13 protein-coding genes are annotated in these 18,423 nt (G+C 54.9%); 4 read left to right on the plus strand and 9 right to left on the minus strand.

What is annotated here, in order from left to right:
* Positions 1-111: 111 nt before the first annotated feature.
* From ACP86_RS00930 to ACP86_RS00960, 7 genes are all read right to left on the minus strand, one after another.
* Positions 112-2,118, minus strand: a complete 2,007-nt coding sequence (locus ACP86_RS00930; protein ID WP_053112328.1) for a methyl-accepting chemotaxis protein — start codon at positions 2,116-2,118, stop codon at positions 112-114.
* A gap of 214 nt (positions 2,119-2,332) precedes the next feature.
* Positions 2,333-4,075, minus strand: coding sequence for an extracellular solute-binding protein (locus ACP86_RS00935; RefSeq protein ID WP_053112330.1), 1,743 nt, complete (start codon positions 4,073-4,075; stop codon positions 2,333-2,335).
* Positions 4,076-4,295: 220 nt separating this feature from the next.
* The gene (locus tag ACP86_RS00940) at positions 4,296-4,571 is read right to left on the minus strand and encodes a DUF2160 domain-containing protein (protein ID WP_053112336.1); all 276 of its coding nucleotides are present in this window, start codon (positions 4,569-4,571) and stop codon (positions 4,296-4,298) included.
* Between the two features lie 11 nt (positions 4,572-4,582).
* A complete protein-coding gene (locus ACP86_RS00945; protein WP_053112339.1) occupies positions 4,583-5,389 on the minus strand; it encodes a carbohydrate ABC transporter permease in 807 nt (268 codons plus the stop codon).
* A 10-nt stretch (positions 5,390-5,399) separates the two neighbouring features.
* Entirely contained in the window at positions 5,400-6,266 is an 867-nt protein-coding gene (locus ACP86_RS00950; protein WP_053112341.1) for a carbohydrate ABC transporter permease, read from the minus strand.
* Positions 6,266-7,366 (minus strand): ABC transporter ATP-binding protein, encoded by a 1,101-nt coding sequence (locus ACP86_RS00955; RefSeq protein WP_053112343.1) that lies wholly within the window; start codon positions 7,364-7,366, stop codon positions 6,266-6,268. The genes ACP86_RS00950 and ACP86_RS00955 overlap by 1 nt, the downstream gene beginning before the upstream one ends.
* Positions 7,366-8,460 (minus strand): ABC transporter ATP-binding protein, encoded by a 1,095-nt coding sequence (locus ACP86_RS00960; RefSeq protein WP_053112345.1) that lies wholly within the window; start codon positions 8,458-8,460, stop codon positions 7,366-7,368. The genes ACP86_RS00955 and ACP86_RS00960 overlap by 1 nt, the downstream gene beginning before the upstream one ends.
* A 333-nt stretch (positions 8,461-8,793) precedes the next feature.
* On the opposite strand from ACP86_RS00960, the gene ACP86_RS00965 reads away from it, so the two are divergent.
* Positions 8,794-10,674 carry a sigma-54-dependent Fis family transcriptional regulator gene (locus ACP86_RS00965; protein ID WP_053112347.1) on the plus strand — a complete coding sequence of 627 codons (1,881 nt, stop codon included), beginning with the start codon at positions 8,794-8,796 and terminating at the stop codon, positions 10,672-10,674.
* A 25-nt stretch (positions 10,675-10,699) separates the two neighbouring features.
* Here the strand turns inward: ACP86_RS00965 and glpK are convergent, their stop codons facing one another.
* Positions 10,700-12,172: a glycerol kinase GlpK gene (gene glpK, locus ACP86_RS00970; RefSeq protein WP_053115430.1), complete on the minus strand. Its 1,473-nt coding sequence runs from the start codon at positions 12,170-12,172 to the stop codon at positions 10,700-10,702.
* A gap of 203 nt (positions 12,173-12,375) precedes the next feature.
* On the opposite strand from glpK, the gene ACP86_RS00975 reads away from it, so the two are divergent.
* Entirely contained in the window at positions 12,376-13,134 is a 759-nt protein-coding gene (locus tag ACP86_RS00975) for a DeoR/GlpR family transcriptional regulator (RefSeq protein WP_053112348.1), read from the plus strand.
* A gap of 180 nt (positions 13,135-13,314) precedes the next feature.
* Positions 13,315-14,844 carry a glycerol-3-phosphate dehydrogenase gene (glpD, locus tag ACP86_RS00980; protein WP_053112350.1) on the plus strand — a complete coding sequence of 510 codons (1,530 nt, stop codon included), beginning with the start codon at positions 13,315-13,317 and terminating at the stop codon, positions 14,842-14,844.
* 303 nt (positions 14,845-15,147) lie between these two features.
* On the opposite strand, the gene ACP86_RS00985 is transcribed toward glpD, so the two are convergent.
* Positions 15,148-16,215 carry a porin gene (locus ACP86_RS00985; protein ID WP_227507793.1) on the minus strand — a complete coding sequence of 356 codons (1,068 nt, stop codon included), beginning with the start codon at positions 16,213-16,215 and terminating at the stop codon, positions 15,148-15,150.
* Between the two features lie 430 nt (positions 16,216-16,645).
* On the opposite strand from ACP86_RS00985, the gene ACP86_RS00990 reads away from it, so the two are divergent.
* A complete protein-coding gene (locus ACP86_RS00990) occupies positions 16,646-18,397 on the plus strand; it encodes an ABC transporter substrate-binding protein (protein ID WP_053112354.1) in 1,752 nt (583 codons plus the stop codon).
* Positions 18,398-18,423: the final 26 nt, after the last annotated feature.

Raw genomic sequence — 18,423 nt, forward strand, 5'->3', positions numbered from 1 at the left:
GAACATTAAAGCCATAGTAATATTCGTAAACGAACATCATCAAGCGAAATAAACCCATCAATCAGACAAATTTGTTATATGGAAACGATAATTGGTTGGTCCGCGACGGGTTCAGTGGATGCGAAATCGAGCCATCAATGATTCAATGCTGGTCACCGAATCCTCCAGCCGGTCACAGGTCGTGACCAATTCGTCGATACTCTCAAGGCTTTCAGCCACCGAGGCGCTGATTTCACTGACCTGCCGCGCCACCGACTGACTGACATTCTCCTGCTCATCCATGCCGTGACGAATATGCTCGGCGCCCTGATGGATCCGTCCCACTGCCGAATCAATTCTGCCCGCGCCTTCCGAGACACTGGCCATCAAATCACGCACGGATCCCAGCTGTTCAAAACTGGAGTTCATGGAGCTTACCGATTCTGAGGCTTCCCGCTGAAGACCTTCCACGAGATTCCGTATGGTGTCGGTGCTCTCGGTGGTCTTCCGGGCCAGCCCGCGCACCTCATCTGCAACCACGGCAAAGCCGCGACCGGCATCACCGGCGCGCGCCGATTCAATGGCGGCGTTCAGGGCCAACAGATTGGTTTGATTGGCAATATCATCAATGGCCTCGGTAATCCTGCCGATATCAAAGGACGCCTGCTCAAGTTGCTTCAGCTTTTTTGCAGTCTGCTCCGCCTGGCGCCCGAGGCTCTCAACACAGTCCATCCCATGCTCGGCTGCAGACAGATTGTCTTCAACCTGCCGGTTTACCTCGCCAACGAGGCTATGGGTATCCCGAACCGAACCCGCCACCTCCCTGGCAGACGCCTCCATTTGAGTCATCGCAGCAGCGATAGAACCGAGCTCATCGGACTGAATTCGTATCCGTTCGTTAAAATCTCTGGCAAACCTGGCGTTACCGGAGGCGATCACGGATATGTCCGCCCCAGCCTGTTGCAGGCTCCCCAGGACCGTTGCCATGGCCTCGGACAACCGGTTAACGGAACGCTTCAGGTCCATAAACTCGCCACACGCCGGAAACTCGAGGGCTTGAGAATAGTTGCCCCCGGCCATTGCGGCCAGGTGTTCCTGAGTCGCCTGAAGCGGCCGGCTGATCATCCGTCCAAGTCTGATCGAAGTTGCCAGCGCAATCAGAACCACCAGGGGCAGCAGCCAGTAAACCAGCTGTTCCGAATTCAGCGCGGTATCATCCAGCGCGAACACTGAGGCGCTTGCCCTCTCGGCAACGATTTTTCGTGCGTCATCCAGCTCGGATGCCATTGCCGAAAAAGAGCCGTCTACCTTCCTGGCCAAGAGCTCCAGTTCCAACCGGTTCTGGCGATAGTCTGAGTACTGGCTGATGATTCCGGCGTCATCGTTCACCGCGGCAAGAAACCTTTCAACCAATAATGGCAAGCCCTCCAGGCGAGGTACCTCGCTCACCAGGGCCGAAATGTCCTGCTCAAACGTGCTGGTATTGAACCGAAGGTTCTGGACGATGGCGTTGAGTTCACTCGCGTCTTCAGTGCTCACCATCTGCATGATCAGCAACTCGATGTTTGTCAGGTTTTCCATTACCGTCGTGAACAGGTCACGAATATAGATGTCCTGTCCCGCCGGCTCTGTACCCTCCCTGACCAGGGTTCTTTTCATCTCCCCGTTGTTGGCGAGGAAATCACTCAGCCCGGAATTGACCGAATCGGACACGGAGAGCAGCTGTCCTTTCAGAGCCAAGATCGCCTTGACGGATTTCTGCAACTCAGCCAGCCGGGCGTTCGCGGACTCGTTGACCGCAACCAGCTCCGGGAACATGGCCGTGCTGTCGGACGCAACGAAGGCATCCAGGCTATCGCCCAGTTTGTTGAGTGCGTCGGAAAGTCTGGCAGACTGGGAACTCAGAACTTTCTGATCGCCTGCAGCCACCACTTCCACGGAGTATCTTGCGGTTTCTGATCGATGGGCTTCCATTTCCTGAATCAATCCACTGAGCGGAAATACATCCGACGTCAGCCTGTCCGTTGCGCCAGAGAACGAGGACATGATGCTGATGTTGAATGCTCCCCAGCAAACAATAATGACGCAAAGCAGGCCGAAACCCGCGTACAAACGATGAATTACGGAGATTCTGTTCATTGGACACACCCTTCCCGCCATGTTCTTGCAAAGACGGGCCAAACGGCAGAAAAAGGGCCGGCAGGGTTGACCCCGGGAGGGGCTACCTTGAAATGCTTGAAAGGGGGGGAACTATAAGCAACCGGCCAAAACCCACCGTGACAACGGTGCTCTGCCTGCCGCAACCAAAGGGTCCTGTTGCGACAGGCATTGCTCTTGAGGGAATCAGTTCGCCTTAGCGGGCTTCTTCCCAGGTTTTCAGCAGCTCATCGTAGGCAACGGTCTTGCCCTGGGGCTTCTCGTTGTCCAGCTTCGGCTTGGGTGCGCCGGGTTGATCCAGCCAGTATTGCGGGTCCCGGGGCTCGTTCAGCTTCGGACCACAGGTCGGTTGAACATTGGCGCGCTCGAGGCGCTCCATCACCCGATCCTGGGCCTGGGCCAATCCGTCCAGTGCTTCCTGCGGAGTGGCTTCACCACTGGCCGCCTGAGCAATGTACTGCCACCACAGCTGCGCAAGCTTCGGATAATCCGGCACGTTGGTACCAGTGGGCGACCACTGCACCCGGGCCGGGCTGCGGTAGAATTCCACAAGACCGCCGAGTTTCGGTGCCATTTCGGTCATCACCTCGGACTCGATGTCAGACTCGCGAATTGGCGTCAGGCCGGCGATGGTTTTCTCCAGGGACACGGTCTTGGAAACGGTGAACTGGGCGTACAGCCAGGCCGCCAGTCGACGCTTTTCAGGGGTTGAATCCAGGAACGTCCAGGAACCCACGTCCTGATAGCCAAGCTTCATGCCTTCTTCCCAGTAGGGACCGCGTGGTGACGGCGCCATCCGCCATTTGGGCGTGCCATCCTCGTTCACAACCGGCAGACCATCTTTGATCATGCTTGCGGTAAAGGCGGTATACCAGAAGATCTGCTGGGCAACATTACCCTGGGCAGGCACCGGGCCGGCCTCGGAGAAAGTCATGCCCTGGGCTTCGGGGGGTGCGTACTCACGCAGCCAATCCACGTATTTCTCGGTGGCATACACGGCAGCGGGACCATTGGTTGCACCGCCACGGCTGACGCTGGAGCCCACAGGATGACACTCTTCAACCCGGATACCCCATTCATCTACGGGCAAACCGTTAGGAAGGCCTTTGTCGCCAGCACCTGCCATGGAGAACCACGCATCGGTAAAGCGCCAGCCCAGGGACGGGTCCTTCTTGCCGTAGTCCATGTGACCGTAAACGCGCTCACCGTCAATTTCCTTCACGTGCACCGAAAAGAACTCGGCAATATCTTCATAGGCAGACCAGTTGACCGGTACACCCAGGTCATAACCGTAGATCTCCTTGAACTGCTTTTGCAGATCTTCACGTTCGAACCAGTCCGCACGGAACCAGTAGAGGTTGGCGAACTGCTGGGAAGGCAACTGGTAAAGTTTGCCGTCAGGCCCGGTGGTAAAGTCGAGCCCGATGAAATCGTCAAGATCCAGCGTGGGCAGGGTAAGATCCTTGCCGGCACCGTTCATGATGTCTTCAACGGCCACTACCTTGCCATACCGGAAGTGGGTACCGATCAGGTCTGAATCGTTCACGTAGCCATCGTAGATGTTCCGTCCCGACTGCATCTGGGTCTGGAGTTTCTCGATGACATCGCCTTCCTGAATCAGCGTATGGGTCAGGTTGATACCGGTAATTTCCGAAAACGCCTTGGCCAGAACATTGGACTCATATTCGTGAGTCGCGATGGTTTCGGAAACCACGTTGATGTCCATGCCGCGGAACTGCTCAGCCGCTTGAGTGAACCACTCCATTTCCTTGAGCTGTTCTTCCTTGGTCAAAGTAGAGTTCTTGAACGCTTCATTCACCCACTTTTCAGCCGCCTCACTGTACTGATCGGCGCTGACATGCAGGCTTAACCCCATACTGGCAACACCAACAGCGGCGCTCAGCAACAGGGTCCTCGGATATTTATTGTTGTTGAACATATCCAACCTCGTTCGTCTTTTTATGAATGGAACGAAACAGCCGGGTTTCGCTTCCGCACTTATAGCGCTCTGGTCGCTATCCTTTTACCGGAATCGCCTATGATCGATTCCGATCATTGAAATAAAAATAGTTCGTTTACGAAATCATTACAAGTGTTTTTAGAGAATTTTTAGAGTCGAATGTTCGCAAAAACAACATAACGAACATCCGACCTAAGACTCATCCCCAGCGCAGCAGCACCAACAGCCAGGCCACCGAAACCGCAAGCGCCACCCATAACGTGATATCGCTTACAGCCAGGAAAGCCAGGTGTATATACGCTGCCGAGAGCAATCCGATAAACAATCTGTCACCGCGGGTCGTGGCTATCGGCAGAAAGCCTTTCCTTTCGGTACACGGGGAGACAATTTCGTAAACGGTCATCACCGCCAGAATCCCCGCAATCACGGCAAAGAAGATGGCGACGGTCGGTGTCCAGTTCATCCAGGCAATCATAGAACGTCTCCTTACACGCGTCCGAGGGCGAAGCCTTTGGCAACGTGGTTACGAACGAACCAGATCACCAGCAGGCCGGGAATGATGGTGAGTGAACCGGCAGCCGCCAGAACGCCCCAGTCGATACCACTCGCCCCTATCGTTCGGGTCATGATCGCCCCGATCGGCTGGGCATCCACGGACGTCAGGGTCCGGGCAAGGAGCAACTCCACCCAGGAGAACATGAAGGCGAAGAATGCCGTAACCCCGATACCGGAACGAATCATCGGCAGGAAGACCTTCACGAAGAATTTGGGAAAGCTGTAGCCATCAATATAGGCCATTTCGTCGTACTCGCGCGGCACGCCGGACATGAATCCTTCCAGAATCCAGACCGCAAGCGGCACGTTGAACAGGCAGTGCGCCAGGGCCACGGCAATGTGGGTATCGAACAGCCCGATGGACGAATACAACTGGAAGAACGGCAACAGGAAAACCGCTGGCGGTGCCATCCGGTTACTGAGCAGCCAGAAGAACAGGTGCTTATCGCCGAGAAACTTGTAACGGCTGAAAGCGTAGGCTGCCGGCAGGGCCACCACCAGCGTGATCACCACGTTGATCGAAACATAGATCATCGAGTTGATATAGCCGCTGTACCAGCTCGGGTCGGTAAAAATCACCGCATAGTTGTCCAGGGTGAAATTCTGGGGCCAGAGTGTCAGACCGCCCAGAATTTCCTGGTTGGTCTTGAACGACATGTTCAGCAACCAGTAGATCGGCGTCAGCAGCAGCAGGATAAACAGGGTTATCCCAAAATTTTTCGAACGTGTCTGTCTCATCACATTCTCCTTATTTTTCTTTGTCGGCGTGCGTAATGGCGGTAAAGAACAGCCAGGAAATCAGCAGCACGATGAGGAAGTAGATCAGCGAGAATGCCGCCGCACGCCCCAGGTCAAACTGCCCTATCGCCATGGTGGTCAGCGTCTGACTCAGGAAGGTGGTCGAGCTGCCAGGCCCGCCGCCAGTCAGCACGAACGGCTCGATATAGATCATGAAACTGTCCATGAAGCGCAGCAGCACGGCGATGATCAGCACGCTCTTGAGGCGGGGCAGCTGGATGTAGCGGAACACAGCCCACTTTGAAGCCCGATCGATTTCCGCGGCCTGGTAGAACGCCTCGGGAATCGCACGCAGCCCGGAATAGCAAAGCAGCGCCACCAGAGGTGTCCAGTGCCATACGTCCATGAGCAGCACCGTCAACCAGGCATCAAGAGTGTCACCGGTGTAGTTGTAATCGATACCAAGTTGGTTGATGCCCCAGCCGAACAGACCAATGTCACCGCGGGCGAAAATCTGCCAGATGGTGCCAACCACGTTCCAGGGAATCAGCAGGGGAATGGCCAGCAGAATCAGACACAGCGACCCCTTGATACCGGATTTGGGCATCATCAGCGCCACTCCGATCCCGAGGGGAATCTGAATCAGCAGGACCGCACCGGAGAAGATGAACTGACGAATCAGGGAATCCTGAAGACGCTCGTCCGTCAATACCTCCTTGAACCATTCGGTGCCCACGAAGAACGCCTGGCCCGGTCCGAAAATGTCCTGAACCGAATAATTCACCACGGTCATCAGGGGAATCAGTGCCGAGAAGGCAACGAGCAGGAATACTGGCAGCACCAGCCACCAGGCTTTGTTGTTTTGTACCTTTTGCATCACTGTTGCTCCTGTACCAGGAATTCATCCACATACAGCTTCAGCCATTGCTTCGGGAACGAGAGATGAACCCGGCTACCAATCGATGCGGCGAAGTCCTCGCTCTGCCGGACTTTCATTTTCTCGTGGTCAAGCTGCACGGTAACGATCTTGTAGGTACCGAGGTCTTCGACATCCAGGACCTCCGCCTCGAAGGTGTCGTCTGAAGCTACGGAGGACACTTCCACAAACTCCGGCCGGATTCCGATCTTGATGTTGGTGGACCTGGTCCGCTGCAGGACATCAACCTGCCAGGGCTCAAGTGCCACGACCGTGCCACCGAAACACACGCCGCGGGGGCATCTCTGTACCTCAATGAGATTCATCCCCGGGCTTCCGATAAAGAAACCCACGAACGTGTGGTTGGGCTGTTCGAAGAGCTCGGTCGGGGTGCCAAACTGGACAATCTGTCCGCCGTACATCACGGCAATCTTGTCGGCAAAGGTGGAGGCTTCGAGCTGGTCGTGGGTGACATACACCATGGTGATGTCGAACTGCTCGTGAATCTGCTTGAGCTTCCGACGCAGCTTCCACTTGAGCTGCGGGTCGATCACGGTCAGGGGCTCATCGAACAGAATCGCCGAAACATCTTCCCGCACCAGGCCCCGGCCCATGGACACCTTCTGCTTCTCATCCGCGGTCAGGTTCTTTGCCTTCTTGTAGAGCTTGTCCTCGATTTCCAGGACTTCGGCAATCTCATGAACACGGGCCTTGATCTTGGAGGCCGGAACCTTGTTGTTCTTGAGCGGAAACGCCAGGTTGTCGTAAACGGTCATTGAGTCGTAGATGACCGGAAACTGGAAAACCTGGGCAATATTCCTGTCTCGCGGGGAAAGCTCGTTGACACGCTTTCCATCAAACAGGACATCCCCCTCGGAGGGCTGAACAAGCCCGGAGATGATGTTCAGCATGGTGCTTTTTCCGCAACCGGACGGACCCAGCAGTGCGTACGCCCCACCCTTGTGCCAGACATGGTCGAGCTGACGAATGGCATAATCGTCTGGGCCCTGGGGCATATCACTGTAACTGTGGGCGAGTGATTTCAATTGAATTTCGGCCATCAGACAGACCCTCCTGAAACCTGAGACGGTGTGTGCACCAGTTGTTCGTTGTTATCGAACACGAACAGTTTATTGATGGGCAGGTACACCTTTATTGGTGAGCCTGTGTGGTACTGATGCACCCCCATCAACTGCAACACCATTTCGAAATGACTGTTCTCCACATGCATGAAGGTTTCAGAACCACTGATTTCGCTGAGTTCCACCTCCATGGACATTTCCAGATCATCGTCGCTGGTCGGCACAAGACCGATATGGCTGGGTCGGATCCCGAACCAGTAGTCTCCCGGTTGCAGCTTGGCCAGCTCCTGGGTCAGCGCGTGGTGCGAATACTCGTCGAAGGTCACCTCGGTTTCGGATACACGTCCGCGAATCATGTTCATCGGAGGTTCACTGAACAACTGTGCAGCGAGGGTGTTCACGGGCGCGCGGTACACATCCATCACCGGGCCCGTCTGAACAACCTGCCCTTCGTGTAACAATGTGGTTGTGCCACCGAGCGCCAGTGCCTCGTTGGCCTCTGTGGTGGCGTAAACCGCGATACACTGACGCTCGCGGAACAGGTCCCGCAATTCCGCCCTGAGCTCTTCGCGCAGCTTGTAATCGAGGTTGACCAGGGGCTCATCGAACAGCACTAGGGTGGCATCCTTCACCAGCGCCCGGGCCATGGCAGTTCGTTGCTGCTGGCCTCCGGACAGCTCCAGCGGGTAACGCTTGAGCAACGGGTCGATCCGAAGCATCGACGCGGTTTCTTTCACCCTCCGATCAATCTCGGACTCAACCATCTTTGCAAGCCGCAGGGGCGAGGCAATGTTTTCGTAGACAGTCAGGTTGGGGTAGTTGATGAACTGCTGATAGATCATCGAAATATTTCGGCTCTGCACGCTCTGCCCTGTAACGTCCTCACCGTTGTAGATCAGACGGCCGCTGTCAGGCTTGTCCAGCCCTGCCATCAGTCGCATCAATGAGGTCTTACCGGCCAGTGTCCGGCCGAGCAGAACGTTAAAGGAACCTGCCTCAAAGGTGAGGTTGGCATCCCGGATATAGTCGACACCGTCGACCTCACGGGAGAGATTCTCCAGTGTTAAGGACATAGGCTTTCCTTTTTGTTCTTGTGGAAACGCACTCCGGGCCGGTTTACATCGGCCACAGAAATTCGATTTCGAATCTCCTTACGCAAAGGCTATACCAGCTTGCACGTCTGCGTAGGTAATCTTACTTACTCCACTGTTTTATATAGCCTTTTATTTTCCGCACAATTTCTTATACGAAAATCATAATGTTCGTTTAGCAATACTTTGTTCAAATTGAACATTGACGTGAACAGGATTTGCACAGATGATTGAGCAACACATTTGACACAGTTGCCCACGTCAGCTGCTCGAGTCGTCTGCCAGAACAACAAACGAACACCTGAGTGACGCCTGATGAGAAAAAACGAATATTCGGACTACCGGAGCGTTATTGCCGATTCCTGGGACCGCTGCATTGCCTGGGGCCTTGATCACGACCATGAGCCAACACCGCTGGTGCCGGAGTCTGCCAGACTGGAAGAAATAAACCGCCAATACAGCGAATTGCTCTCGGTTACCGAGGCTGAGGTTCTGCCCTACTACCGGAACGTACTTTCCAACAGCCGCTGCCTCATTCTGCTCGCCGATCAGCACGCCACGGTATTGAACAGCTGGGGCGATGAACGCATTACCGAGACCCGGCTGAAACCCTGGTTCCAGACCGGCGCAAACTGGCAGGAGCAGAACTGCGGTACCAACGCCATTGGCACCTCTATTGCTGTCGGCGCCCCCGTTCAGATTCAGCGAAACGAACATTTCCTGAAAACGAACCGGAGCATCATTGGTTCTGCGGCACCGATTTTCGATGCCCACAGGCAGATTGCCGGTGTTCTCAGTGTGTTCAGCGACGCGTACCTCCCCCAGGCTCACACCCTGGGCATGGTTCGCCTGCTTTCCCAATCTGTGGAGAACCGGCTTATCAATCGCCAGTTCGGTCCCGATCATTTCCAGATCACCTTGAATACCACGGCGGATAACTTCGATAGTCCCTGGTCGGGGATTCTGGTGTGCGATGATTCCGGACGGGTCATTGCGAGTAACCAGCGAGCGGACCAGTTGCTGGGGATCAATACCGTGGAGGCCCGTCTGGATGAGCTTTTCAACGGCCGTCGGAATCACATTCTTGGCCATCCGGAAACCGAAACCCTGCAACTGACCACCCGCAGCAAGGTGCGACTGAGCGCCCGGATCAAGCGCCCTACCCGGGTTGTCGACAACAGCGCCCAAAATGATCCGTTACCACTCCCTGACGAGGGCAGGCATTCCGATGAATTGCTGGGCATCGACAATCTCGAATACGGCGATTCAGCCGTAAAGCGGTGTGCGACACAGAGTCTCAAAGTGCTGCAGCGGGGGCTACCGGTTCTCATCACCGGCGAGACCGGGGTCGGCAAGGAAGTTCTGGTCAAGGCGCTTCACCGGGCATCGCCGCGCAAGGATCAACCACTGGTGGCGGTTAACTGCGCGGCTATTCCCCCGGAATTGGTCGAATCGGAATTATTCGGTTACGAAGCGGGCGCCTTCACAGGCGCGCGAGCGCAAGGTTCACTGGGTTTTATCCGAAAGGCCCATAAAGGCATTCTGTTTCTGGACGAAATTGGCGAAATGCCCCTTTCGGCCCAATCAAGGCTGCTACGGGTACTCCAGGAACGGTTGGTTACTCCAGTCGGCTCTACCGACAGCGTCCCTGTTGATATTCTGCTGGTCACGGCGACCAACCGACCACTGGGCACACGGATCGAAAGCGGTCATTTCAGGGCAGACCTCTATTACCGGATCAACGGGCTATGCGTGGAACTCCCTGCGCTTCGGGACCGCGCCGACAGATTGCTGCTGATACAGACACTCTATTCCCGTTACCGTGATCCGGGGCAATCAGAACAGCTGTCTCCCAAGGTACTCTCGGCCCTGGAAAACCACCCGTGGCCGGGCAACATTCGCCAACTGGTCAACGTGCTGCGGGTGGCTATCGCCATTGCCGACGGGGAGGACGTGCAGGTGTGGCATTTGCCGGAAGACTTCCTTGCAGAATTCGAGAACAGCTCGGGCGAGGAATCCGATCAGACTATCCCGCAGCCATCTGTTCCGGGCATTGAAGCGGAACCCGAGGATACACTCGCCAGAACGCTCAGGGTCTATCACAAGTGCACAGGCAATGTATCCCAGGCCGCAAGAGAACTGGCAATCAGCCGTAACACGCTATACAAGCGTCTGCGGGAACTTGGGGTTCGATAAAACCCAGACCCGCAGAAGCCTAGTGTCAGAGCTTTTGAACCGCCTGGAACCAGCCATCATACAGCGCGTCCCGCTTCTCTTTCGTCATGACGGGTTCAAAACTCCGGTCACATCGCCATAGTTCGGAAAGCTCCTCGAGAGAGCCATAGACACCGGCCTTCAGGCCAGCCAGATAGGCAGCGCCCAATGCCGTGGTTTCAACCAGCGACGGGCGATCCACGCGGGCACCGAGAATGTCGGCCAGAAACTGAAGTACCCAGTTATTGGCCACCATGCCACCATCAACCCTCAGGTTGACCGGCCGAATCCCGTCTTTTTCCATAGCCTTTTGCAGGTCCTTGGTTTGATAGCAAACAGATTGCAGGCCTGCCGTGACAATCTCCTTGATCCCGGTATCGCGGGTAAGACCGAAGATGGCGCCCCGTGCATTGGGGTCCCAGTACGGCGCACCCAACCCGGTAAAAGCCGGCACCAGATAAACACCGTGGTCGACGGGCGTCCCCTCCGCCAGCGGTTCTGTTTCACAGGCGTCACGAATAAGCTGAAGACCGTCCCGCAGCCATTGAATGGTGGCCCCGGCGATAAAAATACTGCCTTCAAGGGCGTAGGTAGGCTTGCCATTCACTCTGTATGCCACCGTGGTAAGCAAGCGGTGCTCAGATTGCAGAGCCTTGTCACCGGTATTGAGCATCAGGAAACAACCAGTGCCATAGGTGCTCTTGGCCATGCCAATTCCAAAGCAGGTCTGGCCAAACAAGGCCGCTTGCTGATCGCCGGCCACACCCAGCACAGAGGCACCGTTGAGAGCCCCACCCTCGGTGATCTGCCCGAACTGATCGGCGGAGTCCATTACCTCAGGAAGCAGCGATTCGGGAATATCAAAGAGTTCCAGAAGCTCAGGATCCCATTTCTGGTTGTGGATGTTGAACAGCATCGTACGGCTGGCATTGGTGGCGTCCGTTCTATGCTCGCGACCACCAGTCAACCGCCACAACAAAAAGCTGTCGACGGTACCGAATGCGAGCTCCCCGCGTTCCGCCCGCTCCCTTACTCCGGAGACATTTTCCAGAATCCAGCGAATCTTGGTGGCCGAAAAATAGGGATCAATCAGCAAACCGGTCTTGCTGTTGACCCAGGGTTCGAGGCCCTCGCTTTTCAGGGACTCGCAATAGGAGGCCGTTCGCCGATCCTGCCAGACAATGGCGTTGTAGACGGGCTCTCCGGTTTTGCGATCCCAGACCACTGTGGTCTCGCGTTGGTTGGTGATGCCTACAGCAACCACTTCACCACGATCACCACACTCTTCGGCCATGACGGCGTTGCAAGTTTGCTGAACCGATGACCACAGGTCTTCCGGATTGTGCTCAACCCAGCCACTGGCGGGGAAATGTTGCGGAAACTCTTGCTGGCGGGTGGCGTGTATGTTGCCCTGCAGGTCAAAGAGTATGGCGCGGGAACTGGTAGTCCCCTGATCGATGGAAAGTATGTATTGGCTCATAATGTTCGACCTCGGTTTCTTATTTTTTCGCATTTTTACTTTTTTGAACATAAATGCCAAGCAATTTTCACCTCAAGCGCGCATATTACTAGCCAAACCTTTGAAAAAAGCTGCATAACCCGCTGAAAACTACTAAACTTTGAGACTGTTTTCGGACGCACAGCATTTCGCATGAGAAAAATGACAAAGCGGAGGAGATTTTAATGGCACAGCGTCGCCGACAGGATCTGATTATGGAGCTGATCCAGCAGAACGGTTTCGTCACCACCGAACAGCTGGTAGACCAGTTCAAGGTAACGCCTCAGACCATCCGCCGGGACCTGAATGAACTCGCCAAACAGAAGAAACTCCGCAGGCACCATGGTGGAGCCGGCATTGACTCCAGCACCGTGAACACCGCCTATCAGGCCCGCAAGATCATGGATCTTGAAGCCAAGGAACGAATTGCCGAAGCACTCGTGGAGCTTATTCCTGATAACTCCTCAATGTTCATCAACATCGGCACCACCACCGAAACCATTGCCAAGGCACTGCTTGAGAAAAACAACCTGCAGATCGTCACCAACAACCTGCACGTCGCATCTATTCTCTCCGCCAAAGAAGACTTCCATGTCATCATTGCCGGTGGGGAAGTACGTAACCGCGACGGCGGCATCGTCGGTGAAGCCACACGGGACTTCATCAATCAGTTCAAAATGGACTTCGGCATTATCGGCATCAGCGGCATTCATAACGATGGCTCCCTGCTCGATTTCGATTACCGCGAAGTCCGCGTCGCCCAGGCAATCATTGCCAACTCCAACCAGGTTCTTCTTGCCGCCGACCATTCCAAGTTCGGGCGCAACGCCATGGTCCGTCTCGGCAGCATCTCCCAGGCTGACCACGTGTTTACCGACCAGCAACCTCCTGTCGAGATCCGCCAATTGCTGACCGAGCATAACGTACAGCTTCATATCGTCTGATTTCTTTTCGGTCCCTCCTGTTCGAAAATGTGATCGCCTCGTTCTTTTCGTTTTTTTTCTATTTTTTCCTTTACGAATATCCTTGCCTTTCGCATAATAGTTCCATACCGCTTATTGAACATTGAAAAGTGCGCATCACAACAAAGCGTCTTTTCCAGTGGCGTCAGGAGATGACCAACAATGACTATGGAGCACGAACAGTTTGACGTTATTGTCGTTGGCGGCGGAGTCAACGGCACCGGCATTGCCATGGACGCAGCCGGGCGAGGTCTGAAAGTCCTGCTATGTGAAATGAATGATCTGGCTTCGGCTACCTCATCCAGCAGCAGCAAGCTGATACACGGCGGCCTTCGTTATCTTGAGCACTACGAATTCCGACTGGTCCGGGAGGCACTGGCTGAACGCGAGTCTCTGCTTCGCAACTCGCCACACATCATGTGGCCAATGCGCTTTCGGCTACCTCACCGCCCTCACCTGCGCCCGGCATGGATGATTCGAACCGGCCTCTTCCTTTATGACCATCTGGCAAAGCGTGAGATCCTGCCGGGCTCTCGCTCGATCAAATTCGGGGCAGACGATCCGCTCAAACCCGATATCACCAAGGGCTTTGAGTACTCGGACGGTTGGGTTGACGATGCCCGCCTGGTGGTTCTGACCGCAAAAAAAGCCCAGCAATTCGGTGCGCAGATTCTTACACGCACCAAATGCGTCAAAGCCGAACAGGGCTCCCGAGAGTGGCAAGTGACCCTCCGTGACATGACCGATGAGACCGAGAAAACCGTCTCGGCAAAGGCAATAGTGAACGCTTCGGGCCCCTGGGTGAGCCAGTTGTTCGGAGAAACGCTGTCGATGCCCGCCCCGAAGATGATTCGCATGGTTAAAGGCAGTCATATCGTTGTTCCGAGGCTGAACAAGGGAACCGAAGCCTATATTCTCCAGAACGAAGATGAGCGGATAGTGTTTGTTATTCCCTACGAGGATGAATTTTCGCTCGTGGGCACAACCGACGTGGACTACGAGGGTGACCCTAAAAAAGCCAAGATTTCGCCCGAGGAAACTGATTATCTTCTCAACATTGTGAACTCTCACTTCAAGCGACAACTTGTACCTTCAGATGTGATCTGGTCGTACTCCGGCGTACGCCCTCTGATGGATGATGAGCAGGAAAACGCTCAGAAAGCCTCGCGGGATTATTCTTTTGAGATCAACAGCGAGAAAGGCAAGGCACCGCTGATTTCAGTCTTCGGGGGCAAGATAACGACCTACCGCAAGCTGGCCGAAGCCGCGACTGACAAACTGTGCCAGTTCTTTCCCGAAGCCGGCGGACGCTGGACCAAGAAAGGGGTTTTACCAGGCGGTGACTTTGCCAATCACGAGGCTCTGGAGGAAACTCTGCGTCGCGACTATCCATGGCTCGCCGAGAAGGTCATCAGCCGCTATGTTCGCACTTACGGCACAACCAGTTATGACATTCTCAGAAATTGCACGTCTATGGAAGACCTCGGTATTCATTTCGCCGGAACTCTCTATGAACGTGAGGTCGAACACCTGGTCAAGAACGAGTGGGCCATGACGTCTGAGGATATTCTCTGGCGCAGGACCAAACAGGGGCTATACGCCAGCGACTCCGATATCGAATCCCTGGAACGTTATCTGATGAAAACTGTCACCACTGAAACTCGCAAAACTGCTCTCCACCACAGCGCCTGAAGCTCTCTCAGGCATCCTTGCTCCGGCCGGATAATTCCGCCCGGAGCTTTTTTTTCGGCGCTTCCACGGCTAGGGATTTTTGGCTTGGGAGAAGTCGGCCAGGCAGAGGAGACTCCTAAAACACGCTGTAAATACTTCCCTGTACGCTCGGCTCCGCCATCCATGGCTCCGCGCGGTTTTAGGAGTCTCCTCTGCCTGCCCTCCCATACATTTCCGGAATCTCGGACAATAAAAAAGGTTGAGGAATTAACCTCAACCTTTTGAGCACCGACTTCCGAGGATGCTTGCCTCTGTTTGAGACAATCAGAACGTCAGTTGCGAACCAAAGATGATCGCATCGTATTCGCCCTGACCATTCCCCGTGCCCAGTGTCGTGTATTCCGCCATCAGGGTGAGGTGGTCTGTTGCTGCGTAGCGGGCAAACAGCATGGTCAGATCGGTATCGTCACCATCACCGGCGATGAAGTCGTCCTCACCTTCACCATAACTGACACCCAGTGTGGTCCGGTTGATCTGATAGGTTGTTTCAACATACCACTGGCTTGCGTCTTCTTCGTTCGGGTCCAGGCGCGCGGCAAACACACCGTTGCCTGTGCCCTGGGTGATGCCGTAGTTGCCACGAACACTCAGACCACCCAGCGAGACGGAACCACCGAAATCGATACCAGACATAGTGTAGTCATCGAAGGTGCCGGTTTTGGAGTCCACATCCTGGGTAAAGCCACTGGACCAAAGGGAGAAGTTGTCGCCGGAATAGACCACGTTCGCTTCGATGCGGGGCATGGTGTACTCGGCATCAGTAACGCCATCCACTTTCGACGGGCTAAACAGACCAACCTTGAATTGCAGGCCACCCAAGTTGTTGGAGGTGTACATCACACGGGGCGTGAAGTTGGCGTAAAAGTACCCGTTACCGATGCGCCCGGCGGTGGCCGCCACCTGGTCTGGCCCGCCAATGAGGCCGACACCCAACGCGCTGCCGTTATCACCAATGGCAGGAACCCCATAGATCCCGAAGCCTTTTCCTATATTAACCTTGCCAAAATCACCTGCCACTGCAATCTCCGAGACCCGACTGCGGAACTCCGTATTGGCATCACCGGGCGCAAGATTGGCATTCATCTGGAAGTGGCCTGACACCTCCAAGCCGTTCTGGGTGGGCGCATAGATGTTCGTTTGCAGTGTTGCGGGGTTAAAACCGGTTGTGATGGTGAAAGAATCCTCATCGGTTGGCTCGTCATAGTTTCCGAACACCGCAAAGATCGGAATATGGCCGTTGAAGCCCGCCTTCCACCCATTTTCGGACTCGAAAGAAACTTCCGCCATGACTGGAGAGGAGACACCTGCCGCCAATAGCAGTGCGGCTGCCATTGGGGCTTTCCGGAAAGAGCGGTTGTTGGACGATATAAAAACGTTGTTATTTTCGATCATGTTAATTTCCTGTTTTTGTTAGCGCTGAACTTTAGCCAGCCAACCGAAACACCTCGCCAAAAGCCTTAGCCCCGGCCAGGCGGGTGGCAGCCAACTGCGTTAACGAACCGATTTATTTTCGCTTTAAGACAAAACAGTTCGAAACAGCACAAATTTAGCGCCCAAAATTCCAAATGAAAAGTTTATGATCGAAAAAATTTTCGTTTAGACGTGCCGCACATAGGCAAAAACTCCATTTAATTACTTTAACTTGTTGTATTAAAAGTATTAAAACTCAAATAGCCTAATCCTAAATTTTTTCGTTGACGAACCTTTTAGCGAACCATATGATCGTAAATTGTACGAAAAGCAACAAAAACAAGAGACGATCATGAACAAACTCGCGTTGTTAATAGGACTGACACTACTGATTGGCCCACCGGTAACCGCCGGGCCTCTTTTCGAGTCGCTCTCTGGGGAGAAGCAGTCGCAGATCCGCACGCTGATCGAAGACCATTTCCCGGATTCAACTCTGTCCGAGGATGAACAGGCGGAAGAGCTGGCCTGGTTTGCCCATGCAGCTTCTGAGCTAAAGGGAACAGAGATCGCGGTTCTGTCCGAACAACTGCCGACCCACGACTACGAGGCAGAAGTCCTGGCACCTGCTTTTTCCGAGCTGACGGAGATTCCGGTAACACACGATAGAAGGCCAGAGGGCGAAGTCATTCGCCAGATCAATCTCCAGCGAATCATGGCTGCCAAGGGCCGATACGATGCGTTCGTTAACGACTCAGACATGATCGGCACCCACTCCCGCAGCGGCTGGGCTCTCGCGCTCAGCGATTACATGGAGGGCGCGGGCGAGGCATTTACCCTGCCTACCCTGTCACTGGAAGATTTCATTGGGCTGGAATTTGTTACTGGGCCGGATGGGAAGATTTACCAATTGCCCGATCAGCAGTTCGCCAACCTTTACTGGTTCCGATACGACTGGTTCCAACGCCCGGAACTGAGGGTTCGGTTCATGGAGCGTTACGGTTACGAGCTTGGCGTGCCCGTCAACTGGTCTGCCTATGAAGATATTGCAGAGTTTTTCACGGTACACGTTCGGGAAATTGATGGTGAAAGGGTTTACGGCCACATGGACTACGGCAAACGTGATCCCTCCCTGGGATGGCGCTTCACCGACGCCTGGTTTTCCATGGCAGGCGCGGGTGATCGGGGTATTCCCAACGGCCTGCCCGTCGATGAATGGGGCATTCGTATGGAAAGCTGCCATCCTGTTGGCTCTTCTGTCAGTCGCGGCGGCGCCACCAACAGTCCTGCGGCGGTCTACGCACTGGCAAAATACATAGACTGGCTACAGCGCTTCGCGCCTCCTGAAGCCGCAAACATGACGTTTTCAGAAGCCGGACCCGTGCCGGCCAGAGGCCAGGTAGCACAGCAGATTTTCTGGTATACCGCCTTCACATCCGACATGGCAAAAGAGGGTTTACCCGTCGTCAATGAAGACGGCACACCGAAATGGCGCATGGCGCCCTCTCCTCGCGGCGCCTATTGGCAAGAGGGAATGAAACTGGGATACCAGGACGTTGGCGCCTGGACCATACCCAGGGCCATGGGTTCGAACCAGCAGAAAGCAGCCTGGCTTTACGCCCAATTTACCGTCTCGCGTACGGTATCACTGCAGAAGACCCTCTATGGCCTCACCCCAATTCGCCTCTCAGACCTGGAGTCGCCGCAAATGCAAGAAAAAGCGCCGACACTGGGCGGTTTGGTCGAATTCTATCGGAGTCCTGCCAGGACAGCCTGGTCGCCGACGGGTGTGAACGTGCCAGACTATCCCCGATTGGCCAAACTATGGTGGCCTAACATCGCCGATGCGGTAACAGGCAAAGTCACTCCTCAGCAGGCGCTCGATAACCTGGCCGCAGCGCAGGACAGGACTCTGTCGGTCATTGAGCGTAATTTCCTGGCCGGTGATTGCGGCCCGAAAATGGCAAAGGAAGAGCAATTAAAGGACGCCGACTGGTGGCTGGCGCAGCCGGGCGCGCCCAAACCACGTCTGCGCAACGAGAAACCGCCGGGCAAAACCATCCGATACGAGGATCTGCTCAAGCAGTGGGACGTTGCTGCCAAATGAACACCGATGAAACTAGAGACTCCAGC

This window comes from Marinobacter sp. CP1, from assembly GCF_001266795.1.
Classification (GTDB): Bacteria; Pseudomonadota; Gammaproteobacteria; order Pseudomonadales; family Oleiphilaceae; genus Marinobacter; species Marinobacter flavimaris.

Coding starts and splice junctions, on each gene's coding strand:
- ACP86_RS00930 (WP_053112328.1), bottom strand. CDS start 2,118: ATGAACAGAATCTCCGTAATTCATCGTTTGTACGCGGGTTTCGGCCTG.
- ACP86_RS00935 (WP_053112330.1), bottom strand. CDS start 4,075: ATGTTCAACAACAATAAATATCCGAGGACCCTGTTGCTGAGCGCCGCT.
- ACP86_RS00940 (WP_053112336.1), bottom strand. CDS start 4,571: ATGATTGCCTGGATGAACTGGACACCGACCGTCGCCATCTTCTTTGCC.
- ACP86_RS00945 (WP_053112339.1), bottom strand. CDS start 5,389: ATGAGACAGACACGTTCGAAAAATTTTGGGATAACCCTGTTTATCCTG.
- ACP86_RS00950 (WP_053112341.1), bottom strand. CDS start 6,266: ATGCAAAAGGTACAAAACAACAAAGCCTGGTGGCTGGTGCTGCCAGTA.
- ACP86_RS00955 (WP_053112343.1), bottom strand. CDS start 7,366: ATGGCCGAAATTCAATTGAAATCACTCGCCCACAGTTACAGTGATATG.
- ACP86_RS00960 (WP_053112345.1), bottom strand. CDS start 8,460: ATGTCCTTAACACTGGAGAATCTCTCCCGTGAGGTCGACGGTGTCGAC.
- ACP86_RS00965 (WP_053112347.1), top strand. CDS start 8,794: ATGAGAAAAAACGAATATTCGGACTACCGGAGCGTTATTGCCGATTCC.
- glpK (WP_053115430.1), bottom strand. CDS start 12,172: ATGAGCCAATACATACTTTCCATCGATCAGGGGACTACCAGTTCCCGC.
- ACP86_RS00975 (WP_053112348.1), top strand. CDS start 12,376: ATGGCACAGCGTCGCCGACAGGATCTGATTATGGAGCTGATCCAGCAG.
- glpD (WP_053112350.1), top strand. CDS start 13,315: ATGACTATGGAGCACGAACAGTTTGACGTTATTGTCGTTGGCGGCGGA.
- ACP86_RS00985 (WP_227507793.1), bottom strand. CDS start 16,215: ATGGCAGCCGCACTGCTATTGGCGGCAGGTGTCTCCTCTCCAGTCATG.
- ACP86_RS00990 (WP_053112354.1), top strand. CDS start 16,646: ATGAACAAACTCGCGTTGTTAATAGGACTGACACTACTGATTGGCCCA.